At 35.9% G+C, this 24499-nt stretch carries 20 protein-coding genes; 2 read left to right on the forward strand and 18 right to left on the reverse strand.

The window, feature by feature from the left end; genetic code table 11:
* Positions 1-138: 138 nt before the first annotated feature.
* The 8 genes from F0365_RS01015 to F0365_RS01050 all read right to left on the reverse strand — a co-directional run bounded on the left by F0365_RS01015 (position 139) and on the right by F0365_RS01050 (position 6091).
* On the reverse strand, positions 139-762 hold the full coding sequence (locus F0365_RS01015) for a hypothetical protein (protein WP_169931944.1): 624 nt from the start codon (positions 760-762) through the stop codon (positions 139-141).
* A gap of 354 nt (positions 763-1116) precedes the next feature.
* Positions 1117-1614: a 1,2-phenylacetyl-CoA epoxidase subunit PaaD gene (paaD, locus tag F0365_RS01020; RefSeq protein WP_169931945.1), complete on the reverse strand. Its 498-nt coding sequence runs from the start codon at positions 1612-1614 to the stop codon at positions 1117-1119.
* A gap of 49 nt (positions 1615-1663) precedes the next feature.
* Positions 1664-2023 carry a four helix bundle protein gene (locus tag F0365_RS01025; protein ID WP_169931946.1) on the reverse strand — a complete coding sequence of 120 codons (360 nt, stop codon included), beginning with the start codon at positions 2021-2023 and terminating at the stop codon, positions 1664-1666.
* Between the two features lie 55 nt (positions 2024-2078).
* Complete coding sequence (gene paaC / locus F0365_RS01030; protein WP_169931947.1) at positions 2079-2882, reverse strand: 1,2-phenylacetyl-CoA epoxidase subunit PaaC; 804 nt, start codon at positions 2880-2882, stop codon at positions 2079-2081.
* 135 nt (positions 2883-3017) lie between these two features.
* Positions 3018-3155 carry a hypothetical protein gene (locus F0365_RS16485; protein WP_240961977.1) on the reverse strand — a complete coding sequence of 46 codons (138 nt, stop codon included), beginning with the start codon at positions 3153-3155 and terminating at the stop codon, positions 3018-3020.
* Positions 3156-3314: 159 nt separating this feature from the next.
* On the reverse strand, positions 3315-3599 hold the full coding sequence (paaB, locus tag F0365_RS01040) for a 1,2-phenylacetyl-CoA epoxidase subunit PaaB (RefSeq protein WP_169931948.1): 285 nt from the start codon (positions 3597-3599) through the stop codon (positions 3315-3317).
* A 257-nt stretch (positions 3600-3856) separates the two neighbouring features.
* Positions 3857-4819: a 1,2-phenylacetyl-CoA epoxidase subunit PaaA gene (paaA, locus tag F0365_RS01045; RefSeq protein ID WP_169931949.1), complete on the reverse strand. Its 963-nt coding sequence runs from the start codon at positions 4817-4819 to the stop codon at positions 3857-3859.
* A 195-nt stretch (positions 4820-5014) separates the two neighbouring features.
* Positions 5015-6091 (reverse strand): 2Fe-2S iron-sulfur cluster-binding protein, encoded by a 1077-nt coding sequence (locus tag F0365_RS01050; RefSeq protein ID WP_169934708.1) that lies wholly within the window; start codon positions 6089-6091, stop codon positions 5015-5017.
* A gap of 148 nt (positions 6092-6239) precedes the next feature.
* On the opposite strand from F0365_RS01050, the gene F0365_RS01055 reads away from it, so the two are divergent.
* Positions 6240-6845, forward strand: coding sequence for a hypothetical protein (locus F0365_RS01055; protein WP_169931950.1), 606 nt, complete (start codon positions 6240-6242; stop codon positions 6843-6845).
* 75 nt (positions 6846-6920) lie between these two features.
* On the opposite strand, the gene F0365_RS01060 is transcribed toward F0365_RS01055, so the two are convergent.
* The 6 genes from F0365_RS01060 to F0365_RS01085 form a co-directional block, all read right to left on the reverse strand.
* Positions 6921-8441 (reverse strand): GH3 auxin-responsive promoter family protein, encoded by a 1521-nt coding sequence (locus F0365_RS01060; RefSeq protein ID WP_169931951.1) that lies wholly within the window; start codon positions 8439-8441, stop codon positions 6921-6923.
* A gap of 76 nt (positions 8442-8517) precedes the next feature.
* On the reverse strand, positions 8518-10479 hold the full coding sequence (locus F0365_RS01065) for a DUF3857 domain-containing protein (RefSeq protein WP_169931952.1): 1962 nt from the start codon (positions 10477-10479) through the stop codon (positions 8518-8520).
* Entirely contained in the window at positions 10479-12419 is a 1941-nt protein-coding gene (locus tag F0365_RS01070; protein WP_169931953.1) for a transglutaminase-like domain-containing protein, read from the reverse strand. Before F0365_RS01070 ends, F0365_RS01065 begins: the two co-directional genes overlap by 1 nt.
* On the reverse strand, positions 12403-15666 hold the full coding sequence (locus F0365_RS01075) for a tetratricopeptide repeat protein (RefSeq protein ID WP_169931954.1): 3264 nt from the start codon (positions 15664-15666) through the stop codon (positions 12403-12405). The genes F0365_RS01070 and F0365_RS01075 overlap by 17 nt, the downstream gene beginning before the upstream one ends.
* Before the next feature lie 241 nt (positions 15667-15907).
* Positions 15908-16771, reverse strand: a complete 864-nt coding sequence (locus F0365_RS01080) for a hydroxymethylglutaryl-CoA lyase (RefSeq protein ID WP_169931955.1) — start codon at positions 16769-16771, stop codon at positions 15908-15910.
* 304 nt (positions 16772-17075) lie between these two features.
* Complete coding sequence (locus tag F0365_RS01085; protein ID WP_169931956.1) at positions 17076-19283, reverse strand: bifunctional alpha,alpha-trehalose-phosphate synthase (UDP-forming)/trehalose-phosphatase; 2208 nt, start codon at positions 19281-19283, stop codon at positions 17076-17078.
* 306 nt (positions 19284-19589) lie between these two features.
* On the opposite strand from F0365_RS01085, the gene F0365_RS01090 reads away from it, so the two are divergent.
* Complete coding sequence (locus F0365_RS01090) at positions 19590-21374, forward strand: glycoside hydrolase family 15 protein (RefSeq protein ID WP_169931957.1); 1785 nt, start codon at positions 19590-19592, stop codon at positions 21372-21374.
* A gap of 9 nt (positions 21375-21383) precedes the next feature.
* Here F0365_RS01090 and F0365_RS01095 read toward each other — a convergent pair whose 3' ends face one another.
* The 4 genes from F0365_RS01095 to F0365_RS01110 form a co-directional block, all read right to left on the reverse strand.
* Positions 21384-21719, reverse strand: coding sequence for a type II toxin-antitoxin system PemK/MazF family toxin (locus tag F0365_RS01095; RefSeq protein ID WP_169931958.1), 336 nt, complete (start codon positions 21717-21719; stop codon positions 21384-21386).
* Complete coding sequence (locus F0365_RS01100; RefSeq protein WP_240961786.1) at positions 21703-21888, reverse strand: CopG family transcriptional regulator; 186 nt, start codon at positions 21886-21888, stop codon at positions 21703-21705. Before F0365_RS01100 ends, F0365_RS01095 begins: the two co-directional genes overlap by 17 nt.
* Before the next feature lie 908 nt (positions 21889-22796).
* Positions 22797-23414, reverse strand: coding sequence for a LysE family translocator (locus F0365_RS01105; protein WP_169931959.1), 618 nt, complete (start codon positions 23412-23414; stop codon positions 22797-22799).
* Positions 23411-24457 (reverse strand): quinone-dependent dihydroorotate dehydrogenase, encoded by a 1047-nt coding sequence (locus F0365_RS01110; protein ID WP_169931960.1) that lies wholly within the window; start codon positions 24455-24457, stop codon positions 23411-23413. The genes F0365_RS01105 and F0365_RS01110 overlap by 4 nt, the downstream gene beginning before the upstream one ends.
* Between the last annotated feature and the right edge of the window lie 42 nt (positions 24458-24499).

The following is a 24499-nucleotide window of genomic DNA, read 5'->3' on the forward strand; positions in this document are numbered from 1 at the left end:
TTTAATCTCTATAATTATCATTGAAGTTTTGCTTTCGCAAAAGCATAACAAAATTACCAAATGATACATATTAAATTTTTTAGAAAGCTCTTTAATCCTAAGATCCAAATAGCTCCTATCTATTAGTAAATTTAAAAGCTACAACTTAGTGATTTTAAGATAAAATAAATCAGGATTTACATCTAAAAAACCATTTGTATCTTGCCCAGAAGCACCCGTTGCAATAAAGTCAATTGTAATAGTTTCGGTAGTTGTAAATACGGCGATTTGTTTTTGTTGAACTATTTCCACTTGAGTCTTTACAGAAGCCATAGTACCTTTTAATCCCTGTTGGGCAGTGTTTATTCTCATGATATAATCAAAACTACCTGAATTTAAATAAACGGAAGATTCAACGATATAGTCTCCTGGAGGTAATGATAAATTGTTACCTGATAAAAAGGCTCCGTCTATAGTATTAAAACCGATAGATGCATAATTAAATGTTTCTAGAGTCGTTGCTCCTACGTTTACCTTAGTACTTGCAAATGTTGCAAAAAGAGTACCGAATTTTTTTAATTGATCTTGCTGGTCTATAACTTTAACCCACTTAACAAGAGGTGCACTCCAGTAGTAAAAACCTACAGATACATCACTAACAACAGTTGTATTGAAAACAAATAAACTATTAGCAGAACTTGCAATAGTTGTAACATCAGTTGTGCTCGTCAGTGCTACTCTAGGAACTAGAATTCCTTTATCAGAGGAAGATACGTCTAACATACTTGAAGAGTCTGGAATATCTGTATTAACACCTACTTGTGCCTTTAGTTGTAGTGATAAAGACAGCAGGAATACCGTAATAAATAAATGTTATTTCATGTTAACAATTATAATAAGGTAAATGTATGGTGTACACCTAGTTGCATCCTTTAAAAGATCATAATTTTATTCTGTTTTCGTTGTAAACAATAATTAAAACGACGAACTGCATCCATCAATAAAAGAGCTAATTTGGAAATATTATAAAATTTATTGTTTAGAAAGAATTGAGGTTTAACTTCAATGAAAAGAATGCTTTAAAAGGGTTCGTTTTAGCCTTGATTGAAGAGGTGACTACCGGGAAGAGAATCCGGATTACTTCAAACATTTAAAATAATCAAAAGGCTCGAGGCAATCTTCACATTGAAACATCGCTTTACAAGCGGTAGAACCAAACTGACTCACTAATTTTGTATTCTTAGAACCGCAATTAGTACATTTTACCAGCTTTTTCTCGTTAAGAAGCACATCTTTGTCTGCAGACTCGCCCAGTGGTGCGGCGATACCATATTTCTCCAATGCTTTGCGACCTCGCTCCGTAATCCAGTCTGTTGTCCATGGTGGGCTCATGATTAATTGAACATGAACGGTATATCCATGAGCGGCAAATGCGCTTTCCAGATCATCACCTATCACATCCATTGCTGGACAACCACTATAAGTAGGCGTGAGCTTTATGGTTATTTCTTTCCCTTCTACCTCAACATCTCTAATCACACCCAGATCTACCACGTTAAGTACGGGTATTTCTGGATCCATAACGGATTCTAAAATTTTTAGAAGGTCTGGCGATATGTTGAAGGTTTGAATCATAATGAATATCGAATATTGATTAACGAATAAGGAATATTGAAATTTTGATTTAAGAATTTTTAGTCTTAGATGTTTTTATACTGGCTACGAAGATTGAAATCAATTGGTTGTTTTCATCAATTAACCTATCAACATCTGTACTATTCTTAATGAGTGCGGCTCCTTTTTGAATTTTAAGATTGACCATCGATTCTCTCAACTCTTTTAGTGCAATTTTCATCTTGTGTAAAAAATCTTTATGTGATTCAGCGCTTTGCGCTTCTCCATAATTAAGAGCTGCTGCAGTTGAACTTCTTATCAATTGCTTGCATAAATGGTTTGCTGTGTAGCTATTATTCATTGAATGGTCTGCAACTTTAATAATGTCCACAGAAAACTGAATCAAGCGAGTTTCTATATCAAACTTCATATTTTCTTATTTCATTTCGTTATTCAGTGTTCCATAATCGATATTCGATATTCACTTACCATTTTGAATCTGGATACGTGCGTTGCATGTACTGCATCTCAGTAAGGATAAATCCCATATGCTCGCTGTGCAATCCTTCTTTGCCTCCTTTTTGAAAGTATTCTACTTCTGGTATATCTAGTGTTGCCGTAGTGAGTAATTCATTTAGCTTTTGATAGTAGAGATCACGAAATGGCAACATATCTGGTGCTACTCCAGCTGCAATCATCGCATCATCTGCGGTGGTAGTTTGAAAGAGTTCATCGGTATAAATCCAAAGATCATTTACAGCTTCTTGAACACGGCTCTTGCTTTCTTCTGTTCCGTCACCTAAACGTTTTAACCAGTCTCCTGAAAAACGCTCGTGATAACTTGCCTCTTTAATTCCTTTAAAAGCCAGGGCTCTCAAAGTTTCATCGGCGCTTTGTTGTAAAGCATTTAGAAACATTTTATTGTACACATCAAAGAAAAACTGACGTACCACCACGTAACCGAAATCTGTATTAGGTTGTTCTAAAAGCAATACGCTTCTATATTCTCGTTCTTTTCTCAAGAAAGCGATATCGTCCTCCGTAGATTTATCTCCTCTCAACTGAGCGATATATTGATAATAGCTACGTACCTGTCCCAACATATCTAAAGAAATATTAGTCAATGCAATATCTGGCTCTAAATTAGGTCCATGACCACAGAGTTCTCCTAATCGCTGTCCTAGAATCAGGTAATTATCTGCAACACCTAGTAGGTAGTTTATTAAATGTTCTTTGTTTTGTGATGATTCCAAAAATTTTGGATTCAACTCCTTTATCGGTTGTTTCATATCAATGAAATGATTAAAAAATCAAAACGAAAATCAAAATCAATTTTGAGGACGCTTATTTTTGGTTCTTAATAATTGTTGCAACTATTTTACTGAGCTGTAAAGATTCATCTACTAGATTTGTTTGGTCGTTTTTTAAAAGACCGGCTTTAAGTTATTCTTACCTTCTTTTAATTCCTTTAAACAAATCCTAAGTTTATTAATCTTGTCTTTACTAGTTCCTGCAACAGCAAACTCTCCGTAACTTGAAGCAGCACTTCCTGAGGAACGGATAAGTTGTTCCGCATGCTATTTTGACGCGTATGTTTTTATCGGAAAATCAAATTCTCTAACCACATTGGCTGCAAATAGTATCAATCTATCTTCTACATCATAAGGTTTTTCACTCATTATGATTTGATTTTAGTTTTGATTTTCCTTTTCCTTTTAAAACTACATATGCTTCAGCTCATCAGGTAACTCATAAAAAGTAGGATGTCTATATACCTTATCTGTTGCAGGCTCAAATAATTCGCCACTTGCCTCTGGACTGCTGGCTGTAATATTATTGGATTCGACCACCCAAATACTGACACCTTCGTTTCTACGGGTGTAAACATCTCGGGCATTATTCATTGCCATCTCAGCATCTTCAGCATGCAGACTACCGCAATGTCTGTGTTCTAGTCCGTTTTTAGATCGTATAAAAACTTCCCAAAGTGGCGTTTCTTGACTCATATTTTCAATTTTCACTTCATTAAATAGCTCCTCCGTCCTCCGACGGAGTGTGTTCCGCTGTTTCGGCAGAGTGTGTTCCGCGGTTTCGGCGGAATGCGTTCCGCCGTTACGCTGCTTGCGCCGGTTTCGGCAGAGTGTGTTTCGCGGTTTCGGCGGAATACGTTCCGCCGTTACGCTGCTTGCGCCGGTTTCGGCAGAGTGTGTTCCGCTGTTTCGGCGGAATGCGTTCCGCGGTTTCGGCGGAATGCGTTCCGCCGTTACACTGCTTGCGCAGTTTGTTGTTTTCTATTTTTCTGTTTGGACGCATAAGCAGTTGCAGCTTCACGTACCCAAGATCCATTCTCCCAAGCATTGCGACGGTCGTCTAATCGCTTTTTATTCATAGGTCCGTGACCTTTTACCACTTGCCAAAATTCGTCCCAATTAATCTCTCCAAAATCATAATTTCCTTTCTCGTCATTCCATTTTAAATCTGCATCTGGAATGGTCAGTCCTAAAAGTTCTGCTTGTGGAACTGTCTGGTCAATAAACTGCTGGCGCAACTCGTCGTTGGTCTTGCGCTTTAACTTCCACTTCATAGATTGCTCTGTATGCGTGCTTGCCGCATCTGTAGGACCTAACATCATTAATGATGGCCACCACCAACGATTCAATGCATCTTGAGCCATTTCTTTTTGTTCTTCAGTACCATTACAAAGCGACAGCATGATTTCATAACCTTGTCTCTGATGAAAACTTTCTTCCTTACATACGCGCACCATTGCGCGAGCATAGGGTCCAAAAGAAGTACTACACAATGGGACTTGATTGATAATCGCAGCTCCATCTACCAGCCATCCTATAGTTCCCATGTCTGCCCAAGTCATGGTTGGGTAATTAAAAATCGATGAATATTTTGCTTTTCCAGAATGTAAATCTTCATACATCTGCTCCCTTGTGATTCCTAAAGTTTCACAAGCGCTGTATAAGTAAAGACCATGTCCAGCTTCATCTTGCACCTTTGCCAGTAGTGCTACTTTACGACGCAATGATGGTGCACGAGTGATCCAGTTTCCCTCTGGCAACATTCCTACAATTTCAGAATGTGCATGCTGGGAAATCTGTCTGATATGCGTCTTGCGATACTTCTCAGGCATCCAGTCTTTAGGCTCGATTTTTTCATCTCTAGCAATTTTTGCATCAAATTGCGCTTCTAAACTTTTGATTTCTGCTTCGCTCATAATTTATTTTCCTGAGTAGGTAAAAATCTTTTGGATTCAGCACCTACGATTAATTTTATATTTTTCCACACTTCATGCGGAGTCTTATTATCAACTATCTGAAGCTTTTTAAAACCTCCAAACTTACTATTCTCTCTTTATTTAGTACTATTCCGCTTTCGCGAAAGCGAGATCCCAACAATCTTATTTCTCTACCTAACCATCATAACTCACCACCAACCTCTTACTGGTAGGTACACTAACACAACTCAGCACAAAACCTTTCTCCACTTCTTCATCGGTCAATGCATAATTTACTTTCATCTCCACAGACCCCTCTAACACTTTGCATTTACAAGTACTGCACACGCCACCTTTACAGGCATACGGCAAATCTGCTCCAGCGCTTATCGCACCATCTAGTACGTTATCAAAATCCTTACCCAATACAAAATGAAATTCTTTACTTCCATCAATGATGGTCACATCTACTCCATCCACTTTTTTCTCAAGCGCTGCAGCTGCTCTAGCTTTATCGGCATCGCTCAATCCGCTTACGAAAAGCTCAAAATGAACATTCTCTTTCTTCATTCCTGCGGCAACGAGTTCATCTCTGATCAAGAAAATCATCTCTTCTGGACCACAAATAAAAGCGTGATCTGTATGTGGTGCATTGATCAACGTTTGCGTGAGTGTTTGTAATTTCTCTTTATTAAATCTTCCATTAAATAACGGAATATCTCTGTTCTCTCGGCTTAGAAAATAAAAGACTTCAAAACGACTTAAATAGGTGTTTTTCAGTGCTTCTATCTCTTCCTTAAAGATAATGGATTTTACCGTTCTATTAAGGTAGAATAACTTGAATTTAGCATTTGGCTCGCTAGCAAGGTGTGTTTTTATAATACTCAACATAGGAGTAATCCCACTTCCAGCAGCAAAAGCTATATAATTCTTTACTTCAGTTTCATCATGAGGTTCAATACCAAAATCCCCACTAGGAGCAGCAACTTGTAGCGCATCACCAGTCTTTAACTCGCGATTCACGTGAGTCGAAAACTTACCTTCAAAAATTTCTTTAACGGCTACTTTCCATTCATCATCCAGCGGACTGCTGCATAACGAGTAACTACGCCTCACATCTTCACCATTAATCGTAGTACGTAAAGTCAAAAACTGACCTGAACGGTACTTGAATTCTTCTTTCAATTCCTGCGGAACATCAAAGGCTATTACGGTAGTATCCTCCGTCTCTTTATAGACCTGGGAAAGGGTTATGTTATGAAATGTGCTCACTATAGTTAAGTCGTTAAGTTGATACAAAACTAACACTTGTTAGTTTGGAAAACAAGTACCTTATTTTACAATCTGAAATAAATTTAGATATGCACCTTTAACTTGAATTTCACGACCATAATTGGAACTGCATCGTATATTGTTATCTATGAAGTATCCTCATATTAAAGCACCAGAATCCATTTTAAAAGAGGCAGAAAAAGCCATGTCTTTTTATCCTCTATTAAAGGATACACACATCGAATTTAGATTCAATGATATGGTGCGTAAAAACTTCATGCAAGCACAGCCCACTTACAGCAGTATCTTCAAGTCTCGAAGCAATCGCAGTTATATCATCCTGATAAGTAAAGAGTTCAAAGTAGAAAATGAAATCTTCACCATCGATGAAATACCTCGTGATGTCCTCATAGGCTGGCTAGGCCACGAACTTGGGCACGTGATGGATTATCGAGCACGCAGCAGTATAGGGATGATTATTTTCGGATTAAAATACTTGTATTCACACTCTCATATTCAAGAAGTAGAGCGAGCCGCAGACGATTATGCTGTGCGTCATGGAATGGGAGCGTACATTTTAAAAACTAAAAACTTTATTCTTAATCACACCAGTCTGTCAGAAAAATACAAGCGACACATGCGCAAGTTCTACCTCTCCCCTGAAGAAATTCTAGAACTCATTAACAGGTATGGAAAAACGGGTGAAAAACCAACAGACGAAGAACTGGCGCCTATCAACCTTCCTCATTCCTAATTATTGGTAAGTAATTAAATTTATTTGGAGCTATTAGTTCGTGATTGAGCTCTTCATAAGTTTATTTTGTTGCCATTAAAGGTTTGCTGCAAACTCTTCCCAATTTTTAAATTTTTCTTCAGCCATTACTTTTTCCATCTTAACCTGGCCACCTTTTTTATTATTGTGGTTGTTCCATTTTGCAAATGTTTCTGGGTGTACTTTATTTACTTGGACTCCTTTTAATGCTTTAGATCGAGCTACTTTGTAATTCTTGTTAGCTTCTTGAAGTAACTGATCTAAAGCCTGAGCAAGTTCCTTTTCTGAAGTACTTGTTTCTGTTCCTAAATACCAAACATGATAAAAATCACCCTCTATTTTCTTAGCAGAAACGGTGAATTCTTTTATGGTTGTATCAAACTTCGATTGTAGCTCAATAATGGCTGTTTCCATTTTTAAAACCGACAATTGGCTTCCTACTACGTTTAGAAAAAACTTAGTTCTTCCTGTTATTTTGATTTCAGCTCTTTCAACATCAATAAATTTGATGGTATCCCCTATCAAATAACGCCAAGCACCAGAAACGGTAGATATGATAAGTGCATAATCTACATCTGGTTCTACATCAGCCATAGATACTACAGGTGCATTTGCTGTAATACTGCCGTCTTGCTCTACATACTCTGGTTGGAACGGCACAAATTCAAAGTAAATCCCTCCGTCTGTAATAAGTTGCATAGCATCTGTTTCTGGACGCTGCTGGCAAGCGATAAACCCCTCACTAGCGAGATAAGTATCTACAATTTGTACTGGTTTAGAGAATAATTTTTCAAAACTAGACCTGTAGGGCTCAAAAGCGACGCCGCCAGAAGTATAGACGCATAGGTTGGGCCATATGTCATGAATAGCATCTACATTATTATAATCCATTACTTTTTTTAACATCAGTTCGAGCCAAGATGGAATACCGCTCAACATACCAATATCCCAGTTTTTAGCTTCTTCAGCTATTTTTTGAACGCGTTCATCCCAATCATCAATGGAGGATATTTTTTTTCCTGGTCTGTAAAACGAATCTAAAAATTCAGGAATTTGACTGGCTGAAATACCACTAATTTCTCCAATGATGAATCCATTCTCTTTTGTTAAATCTGTAGAACTGCCTAATGCAAGCACCTCACTTTCAAAAATACCTGCTGGCAGATCAAAATTAGTTAATGCACTTACTTGTCTTGTTCCTGCTGCTTTTATAGCGGCGATCATCTCATCAGATACTGGAATAGTTTTGGGATTTTTACCTGTGGTACCGCTTGATCTTGCCAGGAATTTTGGAGTACCTGGCCAACTGATATTGGGCTTTCCCTCTTTCGTACGAGACCACCAATGCTCATCCATTTTGTGATAGTCGAAGAAGGGTACCGCTTCTGCGAAAGCGTGCTCTATATCATCATCTTTTAAAATACCATTAAAATCGTAGTAAAGGCCAAAAGAGGTTTTTTTAGCTTTTTTTAATAAGTTTTTTAGCACTTCCCTTTGTAATTCCACATGATTTGAACCCGAAGTAATCGAGTCGTGGATATGTAAAGCTGTTTTAATTATAGGACCTAAAAGCGCCATGAATAAATTGTTTGATTCAAACTTATGATTTTACCAAATAAGCTTTGGTTAACAATATGATAAGATTAAAATTCTATTATTTAGATTGTAGAATCAAGCTAATCTTTTCAAAATCTGCTGCGCTATTAATCACCGTACGGTATTCTTCATAATTAGAGGGTAAAACTACGGTCTGGTCATAAAATTCATTTGCAATTACTTTGAGTATGTTTCCTTCTAATGTGTAATCTGATTTAAAGTAAAAAACGGTTTCACCTTTGTCATTTTTAAATTGCTTGTCTATTTTGATATCGTCTAAATTTGGAATCGTGTAACCATCTGGTAAATAAACTGTAATCTCTCTATCGTAGGTACGATTATGCGTGTTTTCATAAGGTAGTTTGCGCTCTTTCTCTTGGTAAAGCTCCGTCTGGGCACCTATAAGTTTACCTATTTTAAACAAACTTTTTCTCCCAGCTTTTTCAATAAAGTCACTACTAGAAAATTTATAATTCATAATAAGAGGTGCTTTTCCGAAATCTCCTTTTTCTACGTTCATCATTACCTTTTCTGTGATTTCCATATCTTCTGTTAACCTATGTGCATAGCTTAACATAATCTCTTCACGTGTATCATCATCTAATCTGAATATAAATGGTTGCAATGAGGCTGCTGAGTAGCCAGTCAACTCATTTCTAAGATCCACTTCGATGACAGAATTATCTTTACTGCTAAATTTTACATCAAGTCTCATAATATCCTGTGTATCCTTAGCGCTTACAGCAGGTATGAATTTCACCTCTCCAACACTGGATTCAAAATTTCCAACTTTCACTTTTGTTATAAACAATCCATAATTATCTGTCAGATATCCATCTGGATAACCATAGCGTGTTGAAAAATCGTCAGGTGAGGTATATTTTTTTGTTTCTGGGAAATAGATCAAATAGTTTTGCAGGTAATTATAAGCCTCAAATTCTGGATCAAATTTTTCACTAGAACGACTAGACGTTAACACAATTTCATGGTCTATTTCCATAAGATTAAGTGAGGCTAAATAAAGTTTAATAATTCCTGTATCAGTCCCTATTTTATTTTTGAGAACAGAAGGAACAGAATTGTATTTTTCTTCCTCTATATCTGTTTTGAAAATATTTTCTTTAATATAATTGTCTAATGAAGAAAGTTTTTCATCGAGACTATTTCCAACAACTGCATTTTTAATAAACTTATCTAGTTCTTTAGATTCTCTTTTTGATAACTCCTCGTTAAGGTTTTTATAAATATTCTTTGCAACCGTTGCGTAGCTTGCGTAATTTTCTGAACTACTTGCAGTGTTACTATCTAGTTTATAAATTACATGGGCAGTATTTGCGTTGTAAGAGGCTCCTTCTTCTTTATCAATAGCTTCTAACTTATCTACAGATATGATCCAGTGATTTTTAGAATCATTTTCTTTCACTACTGCTTGAGGCAAACCATTATAAGATTTGAATGCAAATATGAGATTGCTAGGGGCAAAAAGTTGAAAGCTTACCTCATTTTTATCATAATCTTCTTGCAGTCTTAAATACTTTCCATTGTACTGAGGATAACGTTTATAAACATACATACGTTCTAAAACACTTCCTTTTTCAAGTCCTTCTAACGCAAAATATTGATATTGATTTCCTGTTTCTTCATCTTTTGCATCAAAAATTTTATCCTTTCCAACTTCAATAACGCTACCGTCTATATTAATTACTCTTACTTTATGTAAGACTATTTCTTTGCGATCATCGTAAGGAAGGTACACTTTATTATACTGCTCGATAATTTTATCACTATTAAGTAATAAAATCTCGTGTTCCATATAATATTCTACTAGCGATTTAGAATCTACAAAGTAGAACTCGCTAACGACATTACTAAACAAGCCTACGATCTCTTGATCTCCATAGTCTTTGCCCATGTATGAAGGTTGATCACTCCAGTCATAAGATTCATAATAAGGAGCCTCTTGAGCCTGTAGCGATATGCTAAATAATAGAAATGCTGTCAGTAAAAATTGGTAATTCATTAGTTGATTCTTTTAAGTACCACAACTTCTTTATATTGAAGAGCTATGCTATCGATTAGGTTATTTATTTTAGTTTGTTGTAGTTTAGAAAGTTCTATAAAATTATAAACCATTTGTTGTTCGTATATAACTTTATTGTTTTCTATTTTATAATTTATAGAAGATTCCATTAAGTCACTTTTAATTTCAAAATTTTCAGGCAAATAATCAATTTCATAACCGTCTGGGATCTCAAGTGAAGTTAGCATGGAATAACTATTCTTGTTATCGAACTCAATAGGTAATTTTCTGTTTTCGTCCATACGCATGGACTCTGCGTTTTTATTCAAATTAAGGTTAACAAAAACCTCATCATCCAAGGACTGTATGTAGCTGTTTATCTGGAATTGATAATTGATAGAATAAATATCATTGTATTCAAAGAGATTATTTTCTGTCCATTTATCAATCAAAAACTTGTTTGACCCTAGTCTTAATTCTTCTTCAAAAAAGTCTTTTTTCAAATCCTTGTTCACTCGCTCTAAAGTCCTATACATATCTAATTTCTCATACCCATCATAAACGGTAGTAGCACTTCCTACTAGCAAATCATCTTTTATATTTAATTCTATAGTATCCTTACGGTAATTAACCGATGCTTCTATCACAGGTACTTCATCTAAAATAAACTCATCTTTTCCGTTTTCTATGAGGATCTGTTTTCCTTGAATGAATGAAGTAGGCAATTCTAAAGGCTGATATCTACCTGTTGCGTCAAGAAAATAACGTTTTCCATTATTTTCATAAGAAAGAATCATGTGGTTATCTACACTAGGTGTTGAGACCGTATTATAATCGTAAGGTATATCGCGAGTCCCAATCCACGACAAAGACCCTTTTAAACCAATTATTGCAAGCATTTCTTTCATAATGCTAGAATTATCTTTACAATCTCCATATTTTTTATCAAAAACATCATTTGCATCTCGAGGTATGAAACCACCTAAAGCATATTCAAAATCTATATATTTAATATTTTCTTGTGTCCAATAATAAATAGCTCTAACCTTTTCTATTTCTGTTTGTTTGTCTTTAGTTAATTCCTTAGTTAAAGTTTCTAGTGCAGGATTAATGGGAGAAGTATTAATTGTAGATACTAGATTACTGTACCAACCATATAATCCTTTTACATCATTAAGAAGATCAACGGTTTTTCCTTGGCCATCTTTATATCGAGCAATTGCAGGTATAATATGAGGTACAAAATTACGTATATCAGGCGCTTGGTATTCAAAATCAATACCGTCTGTGTTCTCTGCATTCCAGGTATAATAGACGTAACCTCTTTTTTCTTCTTTAGAAAAATTAACCTTAAAATCCTCACAGTTCAATTCGATTAATTTGAGTTCTGCATCTTTATGAATTTTGAATACCGCTTTTTTTGATATAACGGGAACACCTTCGGCAAAATAAATTGTAGGTAAGAACCTTGGATCCTTAATATTAACAGTATACTCAATGCGACTTCTAGATCCTTCTGCCAATTTATCAAATAAAAAATTAATCGATTTTGAGTCATCTCTGAAGGATTGATCTAGTCGATCTTTAGTTTTGAAATCCTTTACTCGCGATTCACGATATTTTCCTTTCTCTAGATTAAAACTGCTGGCTTCAATCTCATCTAATTCAAAAAAATGAGAGAACGACCTGCTTTCTTTAGCGGCAAAGTGGGCATCTGAAGTTAAGTATAAGTCCTCCTCCACCACTTTATACTCAATGTTAAACTGTCCTTTGTCTAAGTCGATCGTAATTAATTGCTCATCGATAAGTCTGACAAATTTATCATCAGGGTATTTTTTTTGGTATTCTATAACTTCTTGCGGCAGTTGACCATTTGAAAGAGAACTGATTCCAAAAATAAAAAAAAATGATAAACGTACTAGATTAAAATTGTAATTCATTATTGTAATATTCTTCTGTTTTTTTAAGTTGACCTTGCTCATCATAATTCTTACATGGCCCATTTTTTTTACCACTTTTAAAGGTTGTTTCTTTTTTCATTTTTCCATTACTATGATAGAGTGTTTCTAGCCCGTGCTTTTCATCCATCAAATAATTAGTTTTAGACTTCAAATTCCCTGATTCATAGTAATCTATTTCTTTACCATCCATTAATCCATATTTATAAGCAGTGGAAGATAAAAGTTGACCACTAGGATAAAAGATTTTATAAGTGTTCATTATTTGCCCGGCTTTTAAGGTATAATCTCGTGAAATTTGTCCGTTTTTATAGTAAGCGGTCACTTTTGCAGTTTCCTTTTTTATAGGAATTGTATCTATTAACGTGCCATCATTTTTCTCATAAGCATAACCTATAAAAGCACCATCATCGTAATATCTTATCAATTGAAGATTTCCAGATGGATCATAATTTTTGCGTTCTCCGTGAAGTTTACCGCTTTTGTAGAAGCTTAAAGTACTAATGGAACCATTTTTCCAGTAGCTTTTATAAGTGCCTTCCAGCTGGTCAAATAAGTCAGTATATTCTGCAGAAAGACTTCCATTCGGATAATAGAACTCTACTTTTCCGTGAGAGTTGTTCAAATAATATTCTCTTATAGACTCTTTATTACCTTCTGTATCAAACCATTCCCAAACACCTTGTCTATTACCATGAAAGTATTGCCCTTTGAAAGTAATAATTCCTCCCGAACCGTATTGAAAAACAGAGCCATGTAATACACCATTAAGATAACTGTATTCCATTATTAAGTTTCCTTGATTATTGGTATATTTTTGAGTGCTTACTCCTGATTTTCTAGGAAATTCAAATTTTTCTTTAACCTTCCCATTTGGGTGATAATTAGTTTCACTAATCACTTCTCCTTTTTTATAACGATTTACTTGTGTTAACTTACCTTCAACATCATAAGTTTCAGAATCATTAATAATTTCACCATTATTATAATATGATTTTGTTTTAAGAGAACCATCTTCATGATAGGTTTCCCAACTACCATGTTCAACACCGTTTTTAAAGTAAAGCTGGCTTTTAATCTTCCCATTAGGATAGAAAAAAACTGAATAACCTTGAGGAGCATCATCTTTATAAGTTGTGATTTCTTGTTCAATACCTTCTGGATAATATTTCTTATGAACTCCTTGTCGTTGATCTTCCTCAAAACTTCCGCTACTTGACAATGAACCGTTATTGTCATTATAATATTTCCACATACCTGTTTTACCATCTTTCACATCATAGGCACCTTCCATTTTTAAATCACCTTTTGTATTATATCCAATATATTTAAGGCTACCACTTCTCTTTTTATCGGTATGGACTACAGCTCCTTTTTTATTATAATAGGTATAATTAGATATTTTACCATTGCGATAATTGTATTCTAACCAAAGCTTTCCATCAGAAGCAAACTCTTCATAGAGTCCATCTATCTCACCGTCTTCGTTGTAGGAGCACTTAGTAGCAATTTCTCCATTGTCAAAATAATAGGTGTATTTTCCAAAAAAATATCCGCTTTTAGAAGTCGCGTCTATAGATATCTTACCATTATTGTGGTACGTTTTATATATACCATTAAGCTCACCATCTTTATAGTTTACCTCAGCAACTAAAGTTCCTTTTATATTGTATGTTTTCTCAAGGCCATTAAGCATTTTTAAATCATAATTAGCATCTTTAAAAAGCGTGCCATCTGAGTAATATTCTTTTAATGAACCATTTATAAAATCGTTCTTATAAGTACCTTCATATTCTAGTGCACTCTTACCGATATCAAAATATTCTTTAAATGCTCCATTATTTTTTGAATCCAGTAATTCCTTATCAATTTTGAGTGCACCGCTAGTCGTGTAATAAGTATACTTACCAATGGCTAAATCATTTTTCCAAAAAAGCTCGTAAGATTTCATTCCATTAGGATGATAACCTAGATTCACACCATCTTTTTTACCGCTTTCAAATTCTTGAGATTCTCGTACGCTTCCATTTTCGTAATAATAGTTCCAAGTCCCCGTAAGTTCATGATTCTCATGGAACTCTCCTTCAGATGTATTAGATCCCTTAGAGTTGTAGAAAGAATATAGTCCTATAGGTTGATCGTCAATTTTATTCCCAATAGCGGCGAGCTTACCTTCTTCATAATAGTAACTTTTATTTTCCGCAACTTCACCTACCAGCCCCATATAGTATTGAGCAATGCTTATACCAACTTCGGCAGCCTTATCTTGATTTCTTCGGTATAAAGAAGATAAATCCCCATTTTTAAGAGCTTGCGTTATATAATATGTATATTCTTCAAAAAATTCTTCGTTCATTACTTTTTGAAATACTGGCACGTACACTTCTGACCAAAGTCCTTTATTTCCCTTATGATCTTTTAGGTAAGAGAATAATGCATGATTTTGCCTTACGAGCTGCAAGTCTATTTTACTACCGGTATCATAAGAGTCTTGAAGAGCTAGTCGTTGATCTAAAATTTGATTAATTGTTTTAAAATCATCATCTTCATTAGACAGTTTATAATCCTCCACTTCAACAGTAGATAAATTATAAGATAATTTATTAAGACTTTTTAATTGTTCTATATTATCCTCTAGATTATCACTTAATAACATAAACATATTTAATGCTAACAGAGCTTGAGCCGTTAAACCTCTATTATAACACAACACACCCAACTGCAAATGAACATCTTTATCTAAAGGGTTTATGCGCACTAACTTTTGATATAGTTGTGCACTTTCTTCATAATTTCCTTTTTTAGAAAGTGCTAGCGCTTTATTATACATTGCATTAGCATTATAAGGTCTTGCCTCTAGTATTTGATCACAAGTTGTAATTGCCTTGTCGTACTGTTCTGTTCTGAAATAAGCCACAGCTTGATTAGATCTTATTTCTAACAACTGTTCAGAACAATCTAGTTCTACAGCCTCGTTATAAACTGTTTCTAATTTATCATACTGTTTATCTTGCAATAAATAATAGGATTTCCTTATTAAAATACCACAATAAATAGAATCGTTAACTGGTATGCGATTTAATTCCTTAAGCACAGCTTTGTAATCTTGCTTTTGAGCATTGCTGTTAGCTTTCTTTAAAATAAGATCCACATCTATAAAATCTATTTTTTTCTGCCCCAGTGTAATTCCAGAACATGCCATTACTAAAATTATTAATATTTTTTTCATAAAACGTAACACTTAAAGTTGATTGTTGAATTGATAAAATTTAAGTAATTATTTCAATAATAACTATTCAGTAATTATAAACAGCAATTGAGTTCAAAATATAATGCAATTTTGTCTTTTAAGAATTGCACGAGTTATTCTAAAATCTTTGCTGCATAGTTAGTTGAAAAATAGCAGAAACAAAAAATAAATGTAGGAATATTCGATTTTAATATCTTTAAAACGAAAATTTTAATTTCAATTAATGATACTTAGTAAAAATCTTAGTCGCTTCATTATAACTGCTTTCAAAAGACATGGCACTTACATTGGAGTCTGCCTTTGCAGTATGGAAATAACTTACCATTTTTTCTGTAGGCATGTTACCAGTAAGTTCGTCTTTTGCCATAGGGCAGCCACCGAAACCTTGAATCGCTCCGTCAAATCTTCTACAACCAGCTTTATAGGCAGCATCTACTTTCTCGTGCCAACTTGTAGGCGTGGTATGTAAATGTGCACCAAATTCAATAGCAGGATATTTAGGAATCAAGTTTGAAAAAAGATACGCAATGGTCTCTGGATCTGAAGTTCCTACGGTGTCTGAAAGCGATAAAATCTTAACACCCATGTTGTATAACTTCTGCGTCCATTCTCCTACGATCTCCACATTCCATGGATCTCCATAAGGGTTACCGAAGCCCATAGAAATATAAACGACTAATTCTTTATGGTTCTTTTGAGCAAGGTTGATGATCTCCTGCAGCAATTCCACACTTTGAGCAATAGTTTTATGAGTGTTGCGCATTTGGAAATTCTCAGATATAGAAAATGGATAGCCTAAATACTGAATTTCTGGATGCTCGCAAGCTGCTTGTGCACCGCGTAAATTAGCAACAATAGCAAGAAGCTTAGAATCGGTTTTAGAAAGGTCTAGTTGAGAAAGCACCTCAGCAGTATCGACCATTTGCGGTATGGCTTTAGGAGAAACAAAGCTCCCGAAATCAATCGTATCAAAACCGCATCTCAATAAAGACTGAATGTACTGCACCTTCAAATGCGTAGGGATAAACTCCTTAATTCCTTGCATGGCGTCACGCGGACATTCGATAATTTTTACATGTTCCATTGCGGTAAAGATACCAAACAATATCGTTTGCGAAAATGAAAATATCTATTTTCGGTTTACTATCAAAGCTTGTATGCGGTGGCAAGCATTCGTAGTAACTTCCTATTTTATGACAATGGAATTTACCACATGATCTAGAAATGTTTTAAAAAAGAGATGCTCGTACTATATACTTAATCGTAACATCTTGTAGTTTCCAGCATTCCAGCAAGTTCAACGATTAGTCTGGAAGCGCACTACTTTCATAAGGTCTTTTTTGCGCATACAAAAGTGATATAAACAACGGTTTCCTTCTTTTAAATCCCTAACTCAAAAAGGCATTCAATACATCCCTTACTTGATCGGTATCATCCACATAATATCTTGCTGCGGTGTTAGCTACTCCAACTTTTACGGTAAACGAATCTTCTGGCAAGTCTTGAAACATAAATTCATCAGTCCAGTCATCACCTATGCAAAATATAAAGTCGTACTTCTGGTTTAGAATATGGTTGTTTGCCGCTTTCCCTTTATGGACATTACTACTCTTTATTTCCAGCACTTTATTTCCAGAAAGCACACTTAAACCATGGTTACTTGTTAGTTCTCTGATCACGTTTGAGAGTTCATTAGCTCGCTTTTCTCCAAGTTCTGGGTCTGCCTTGCGGTAATGCCATGCTAGAGAATATTTTTTTTTCTCAATAAAGGTTCCTGGAGTGCGGTCTACAAAGGTTTGCAAAACCGGCTGAATGGTTGGTACCCAATCGGTATTCATAGTTTCTGTGAGTTCCCAGTCACCACCATATATTTTTTTAAGAACGCCATGTTCTGCAATCAAAGTTACTGGTATATCTTTAAACCACTCTCCTAGTGTCCCAGAATCACGACCACTAATGATGACTACTTCATTGTTGTCATCAGCTTGTAGCTTTGAAACCATATCTAGTAATTGCGCATCTGGTTTTGCATCACCTGGATTATTGACAAAGCCTCGTAAAGTACCATCATAATCTAGGAAGAACATACGCTTTTTAGCATTTTTAAAGCGCTTGAGTATTTCATCCTGTCGCTTTTCATTGATGTGTTTTGCTTTAACCACACTTCTATTTCCTTCTACTGCATTTAGTTTGTTCATAAAATCACTAGCCCATTTTTCTACATTATAGCGTTTCAGGCGACTTTGCATGTACTTATTTCGCTTTTTCTGTTCTTCCTCAGGCATTTCTAAGGCTTCTTTAATCGTGTCTGCTAAAAGGTCTATATTGTTAGGATTAATCAATAAAGCTTCATTCATCTCCTTTGCAGCACCTGCCATTTCAGAAAGGATCAATACTCCAGTTTGATCGGTTCTTGTAGCGATGTATTCTTTGGCGACCAGATTCATTCCATCCCTAATAGGAGTGATAAGCGCCACATCACAAGAGGTGTACAAGTCGATTAAATTATTAAACGGCATAGATCGGTAAAAGTACCAAACCGGTGTCCAACTAACCGTAGAGAACTTACCGTTAATACGTCCTACCAGTTCGTCGATTTCTTTCTTTAGGACTTGATACTGCGGTACATTAGAACGGCTAGGAACGGCCAGCATGACCAGCCTTACCTTTTCTGTGTATTCTGGGTATTTCTCTAGGAAATGTTCAAATGCCTTAAGCCTGTTAGCAATCCCTTTTGTGTAATCCAGGCGGTCTATAGAAAGGATCATTTTAGCATCTGGGGTAGCCGTTGCATGAAGGTCTAAGCGCCGCTGTAACTCACTTTGTGTTTTATCTGTCTGTTCTTGATTCGCTTTCGCGAAAGCGTGAAATTTATCATAATCAATACCCATAGGAAAACTGTCTACCTTAATCAAACGATCTTTATAGGTAATGTCATTAAAACTAACCTCGTAGCCCAAAATCCTGCTTACCGAACTCAAAAAATGACGCTCGTAATCATAGGTATGAAAACCCAATAAATCTGAACCCAACAAACCGTGAAGAATTTCTTCCCGCCATGGCAGCGTCCTAAACACCTCAAAGGAAGGAAACGGTATGTGAAGAAAGAATCCTATGGAAACATCAGGTCGTTGCTCCTTGATCATTTGTGGCAATAACATCAACTGATAATCATGCACCCAGACATTATCTCCATCCTCCAAATTTTCCAAAACTACCTGTGCAAATTTGCGGTTGACACTTTTATAAATCTCCCAATTATCGTTGTCAAACTCCACATATTCCATAAAATAATGGAATAAAGGCCATACGGTTCTATTGCTAAAACCATAATAAAACCCATCCATATCAGACTGAGTTAATTCAACAGCGGCACATTGCTGGTCTGCAACAGCTTTGTGGATCTCAGATTCCAACTCCTGCGGAGTCTCCTCTTGGGTCAGTCCAGTCCAGCCTATCCACAATCCGTTGCTATCCCTGTGTACAGACTTCAATCCAGTAGCAAGCCCACCTGCACTAGGTGAAGAGCTTACGACACCTTGGTCTATGGAAAGTTGTAAAGGAAGGCGATTAGATACGATTATTGTTTTACTCATAAAGCAGAGACTGTACTCAAGTCACTAGGTAACGACTTGACTTGGGGTTAAATAAAAAAAGGTGTTTCACAAATATAGGATTTTCATAGATACTTGTCAATTCAGGTCAGTTATTGCGCTTATCTTCAATGACCTTTACTATTGTTCGTTTATTTTTGCGAATTCACAGCTTGGCGTAACTTGAAGTATAAGGAAGCCGATTATTAGTTAAATGTTAAGAAGTGATTTTATGTAGATGAAACTTTAATCCTTAATTTAGGCTTTTAAAGATAAGACCTACAGGGAATAGAAGTTAATAGCATATTTATGGAGAATTTAAATTACGGAATTATAGGAAATTGTAGGAGTGCTGCTCTTGTATCTGATAAGGGCTCTATCGACTGGTGTTGTCTTCCCATATTTGATTCGGCTTCTGTATTTGGTAAAATATTAGATGATAAAAAAGGGGGGAGTCTTTCTTTTGAAGTAACGGAAGATTACGATATTCAGCAAGAATATTTATGGCAAACCAATATCCTGAGCACCACTTTTGACAATGGAGAACATGCCTTTCAAGTCATTGATTTTATGCCGCGTTATCCAAAAAATGACGGTAGTTTTTATTCTCCGCCAGACATCATTCGTTTTATGCGATTGATCAAAGGACAACCAACGTTTAAAGTCATTTATGATCCCAAATTGAAGTATGCCATAGGCACCACAAAAACCATAAACGAAGGAGAATACCTACATAGCAACACCATAGAAGGTGAATACGAATCTGTATTTCTATACAGCGATATAGATCTCCATGCGATACTTTTACAAAAAACCATCACACTACGATCCAACTCCTTTTTACTGCTTTCCTATCACGAGAAACTTGCTGATCAGACACTAGATAGGTCCTACCTAAAGTTTCAACGCACCAAGACGTACTGGATGAACTGGAGCGATCGTACAACCACATATCCTTTATACCAGGAAGAAATTGTGCGCAGTGCCTTAACGCTTAAAGCACTCACTTTTGAAAAAACAGGTGCTGTACTTGCCGCAGCTACGACTAGCTTACCGGAGACTATAGGAGAAGTGCGCAACTGGGATTACCGTTTTTGTTGGGTACGGGATGCCTCTATGGTGATCCGAGTAATCACAGGCTTAGGACATGTGAAATCGGCTAAAAAATTCCTGCAATTTATTATACATACTATTCCAGATAAAGATGAAAAAATCCAGATCATGTATGGGATTAATGGAGAAAAAGAGTTGACTGAAGAATTTCTCGAACACCTTTCTGGATATGAAAACTCAAATCCCGTGCGTATAGGAAACGCTGCTTACGTACAAAAGCAAAACGATATCTATGGCATATTGATGGAGGTCATCTTCCAACAATTCGATCAGTTTGAAACCAGTCTTGAAAATAGCGAAGAGCTCTGGACCATTATTAAAAGCATTACGTCCATTGTGAAAAAGCACTGGCAAGAACCAGATAAAGGTATTTGGGAATTGCGTACGGAAGAGCGTCACTTTGTATTCTCAAAACTCCTGTGTTGGGTAGCTATCGATCGCGCCATAAAGATCAGTGAGATATTGAAGCGTTCTAAATACTTAGAAGAATGGCGCGAACTGCGAAATGAAATCTACCATGATATTTATGTGAAGGGCTGGAACGAGGAAGTTCAAGCTTACACACAATCTTATGGATCCAAAGACCTGGATGCATCCACACTTCTTATGCAACAATACGGTTTTGTAAAAGCCACAGATCCGAGATTTATCAGTACAGTTCAAGCGACTGAAAGAGAGTTGTGTACCGATGGATTGATGTACCGTTATAAAAACAACGATGATTTTGGTGAGCCTAGCTCATCCTTCACCATTTGTACGTTTTGGCTGATTGACAGTCTGCATAAAATAGGAGAAACCGATAAGGCCCGTGCCTATTTTGATCAACTGTTATCGTATAGCAATCACCTGGGATTATTCAGTGAGGACATTGACTTTAAGACCAAGCGATTGCTAGGGAATTTCCCTCAGGCCTACTCACATTTAGCATTGATTGAAACAGCGGTTAATTTTAGTAAGGAATTCGCTTCCGCGAAAACTTAAAAGTATAGCTTAAAACTTTAAAATATAATTGATGGATTCGATTGTTTTTGCAAGCTCCTTTTTGGTAATAAAGAAATTTTTATTTTTCAATCTCTTTTTTGAAATAAAACGCATATGAATGTTCAAAATCTCTGATTCTTGTTTCAATCCATTGCGTTCATCTGGTTTCACTAGGACATCTCCGTAGTTATTTTTGACATTGGTAGTTAATGGACAGATTATTAGAGTTTGCGCATTATCGTTTACCGCTTTACCTGATATTATAACCACAAGTCGATTAACAGCTTGTTCACTTCCTACATAAGGATCGAGATAAGCCTGATATATTTCACGTTGTTTCATCATCTAAATCTTCAATTTGTTGGAAATAATCTGCCATTCCTTCTTCTGCCATGGCGAGCATATCTGGATCGGCAGCCATACCCTTGTATGAGGCGACAAATCGAGCCTTTTTAATTTGCTCTAGATAAATACTCAAAGCCTTTTCAATGATCTTGTTCTTAGGAAGTTTCATTTCTTTTACCGTATCTGCCAGTTATTTGAGCAGGTCGTCTAGAAAGGATGATGTGAAGGTTGCCATTGCGTTTTATATTTATGATTTATAAATATCATTTATATTTACCTCATCTAAAAATTCAATTATCGAATTTAGATAAAATGACGATTTAGTTTTAAAACTGTAAATCAACCGCGAAACCCTTTTGGTTGCTCAATCGGCTAAGCCGATATCGTCGCCAACCTGTTTTCCCTTTGAAACAAAAGGGAAATGCTTGACATAGAGAATAAGAAAATGCTTTGAGGTTTCATAATAAACAAAACCTTTTCCCCAACCCTAAAGGGTGAGGTTTCTATTCATAAAATATTATCTACGACTTGTAAATAAATTTCGATGGGGCTTGTGCTGAATTTGGTTCAGTGCTTAACCAAGCACTTTTATTTGATTTTGATTTTGATTTTGATTTTGATTTTTAAGGAATCAAAATCGCCACAGCAATTCCTATAAAAACAATAATTTGTAGCCATTTCATGGCTGGTGCAAACCAATACGAAACCTTTTCCCCAACCCTAAAGGGTGAGGTTTCTATTCATAAAATATTATCTACGACTTGTAAATAAATTTCGATGGGGCATGTGCTGAATTTGGTTCAGTGCTTAACCAAGCACTTTTATTTGATTTTTATTTTTATTTTGATTTTGATTTTTAAGGAATCAAAATCGCCACAGCAATTCCTATAAAAACAATAATTTGTAGCCATTTCATGGCTGGTGCAAACCAATACAAAACCTTTTCCCCAACCCTAAAGGGTGAGGTTTCTATTCATAAAATATTATCTACGACTTGTAAATAAATTTCGATGGGGCTTATGCTGAATTTGGTTCAGTGCTTAACCAAGCACTTTTATTTGATTTTGATTTTGATTTTTAAGGAATCAAAATCGCCACAGCAATTCCTATAAAAACAATAATTTGTAGCCATTTCATGGCTGGTGCAAACCAAGTGGATGACTTTATGAATTCAGCTGCTTTTCCAGCAACTAGGGCCAGTGCATAAAAAACGAGTAAAGATACCAACATAAAAACACCTCCTAGCATATAGATTTGGATCCAATCTGGAAAGGAATCTTTGATGATAAATTGTGGTAACAATGCAAGAAAGAATAAAGTTACTTTGGGATTGAGTAAATTCATGGTGATTCCTATTTGATAGAGTTTCCATAAACTTTGAGAAGAAGCAGTGGTATTGCCAAATTCAATAGAAGCATCTGACTTGTATATTTTAAAAGCGAGATAGAGCAAATAAACCGCTCCCGCAATTTTGATGGCATACAACAACCATTCATTATCTCTAATGATTACTGCAAAACCTAGGGCTACTATTGAGGTATGGACGATGCAGCCTGTTATCAAACCGCTGGCAATAGCAATTCCATATTTAGAACCACGTGCAACTGATTGTGTTAGAACAAAAATATTATCTGGCCCTGGAGAAATTGCGAGAAGTAAGGTTGCAAATGCAAAAGAGACCAGTGATTCTATCATAATCCTTGAGCTATGATCTCTTCATTAATTTCTTTAATCAACGCAGGTCCTTCATAAACAAAACCGGTATACAATTGCACCAGACTAGCACCCGCTTTTATTTTATCTATCGCATCTTGTGCGGTCACGATGCCTCCTACTCCTATAATAGGAAAAGCACCCTTACTGTTTTGATGTAGAAAAGCAATCACCTCGGTTGCACGTTTTGTAAGTGGCGCACCGCTCAGCCCGCCGGCTTGATTTATTAGTGATTCTTCTGATTGCAATCCTTCTCTAGAAATGGTAGTATTCGTCCCTATCACTCCATCTATTTTTGTATCGGCTACTATTCCTATAATGTCTAGTAATTGATCGTCAGTTAGATCTGGCGCAATTTTAAGAAGTATTGGTTTTCTTTTATCCTTTTTATTATTGAGGTCTTGAAGCGTTTGTAAGATATGAGTCAGCGGTTTTCTATCTTGAAGTTCGCGCAATCCTGGTGTATTGGGCGAGCTTACATTTACGGCAAAATAGTCTACATGATCAAATAGTTTTTCAAAGCAGATGATATAATCGTTAACGGCATCTTCATTAGGTGTGAGTTTGTTCTTTCCTATGTTTCCGCCTATTAATACGTGATTAGGCTGTCCTAACTTAGGATTTTGTTTCAATCGTTCTACTGCAGCGTCCACACCGCCATTATTAAAACCCATTCTATTGACAATCGCCTGATCTTTTTTTAGTCTAAAAAGACGTTTCTTAGGATTCCCATCTTGTGGCTTAGGCGTTAGAGTACCTATTTCTATGAATCCGAACCCTAGATTTGAAAACTCTTTAAAGGCTTTGGCATCTTTATCAAATCCAGCAGCCATTCCTACAGGGTTTTCAAAGCTTAAACCGAAGAGTTCTCTTTTTAAAGCTGGGTGATTGTTTTTATAAAGCTTTCGCGAAAGCGAACTAAAACCAGGCACTTTGTTTAATAATTTGATACTGCTAAATGAAAAGTAATGTATTGCCTCTGGATCAAAAGCAAATAACAAGGGTCTAATAAGTGATTTATACATAATAATAAGGTTGTGCAAATTTACGATCCATTGGACTTTATT

It is taken from the genome of Nonlabens sp. Ci31, assembly GCF_012974865.1.
Lineage (GTDB): Bacteria > Bacteroidota > Bacteroidia > Flavobacteriales > Flavobacteriaceae > Nonlabens.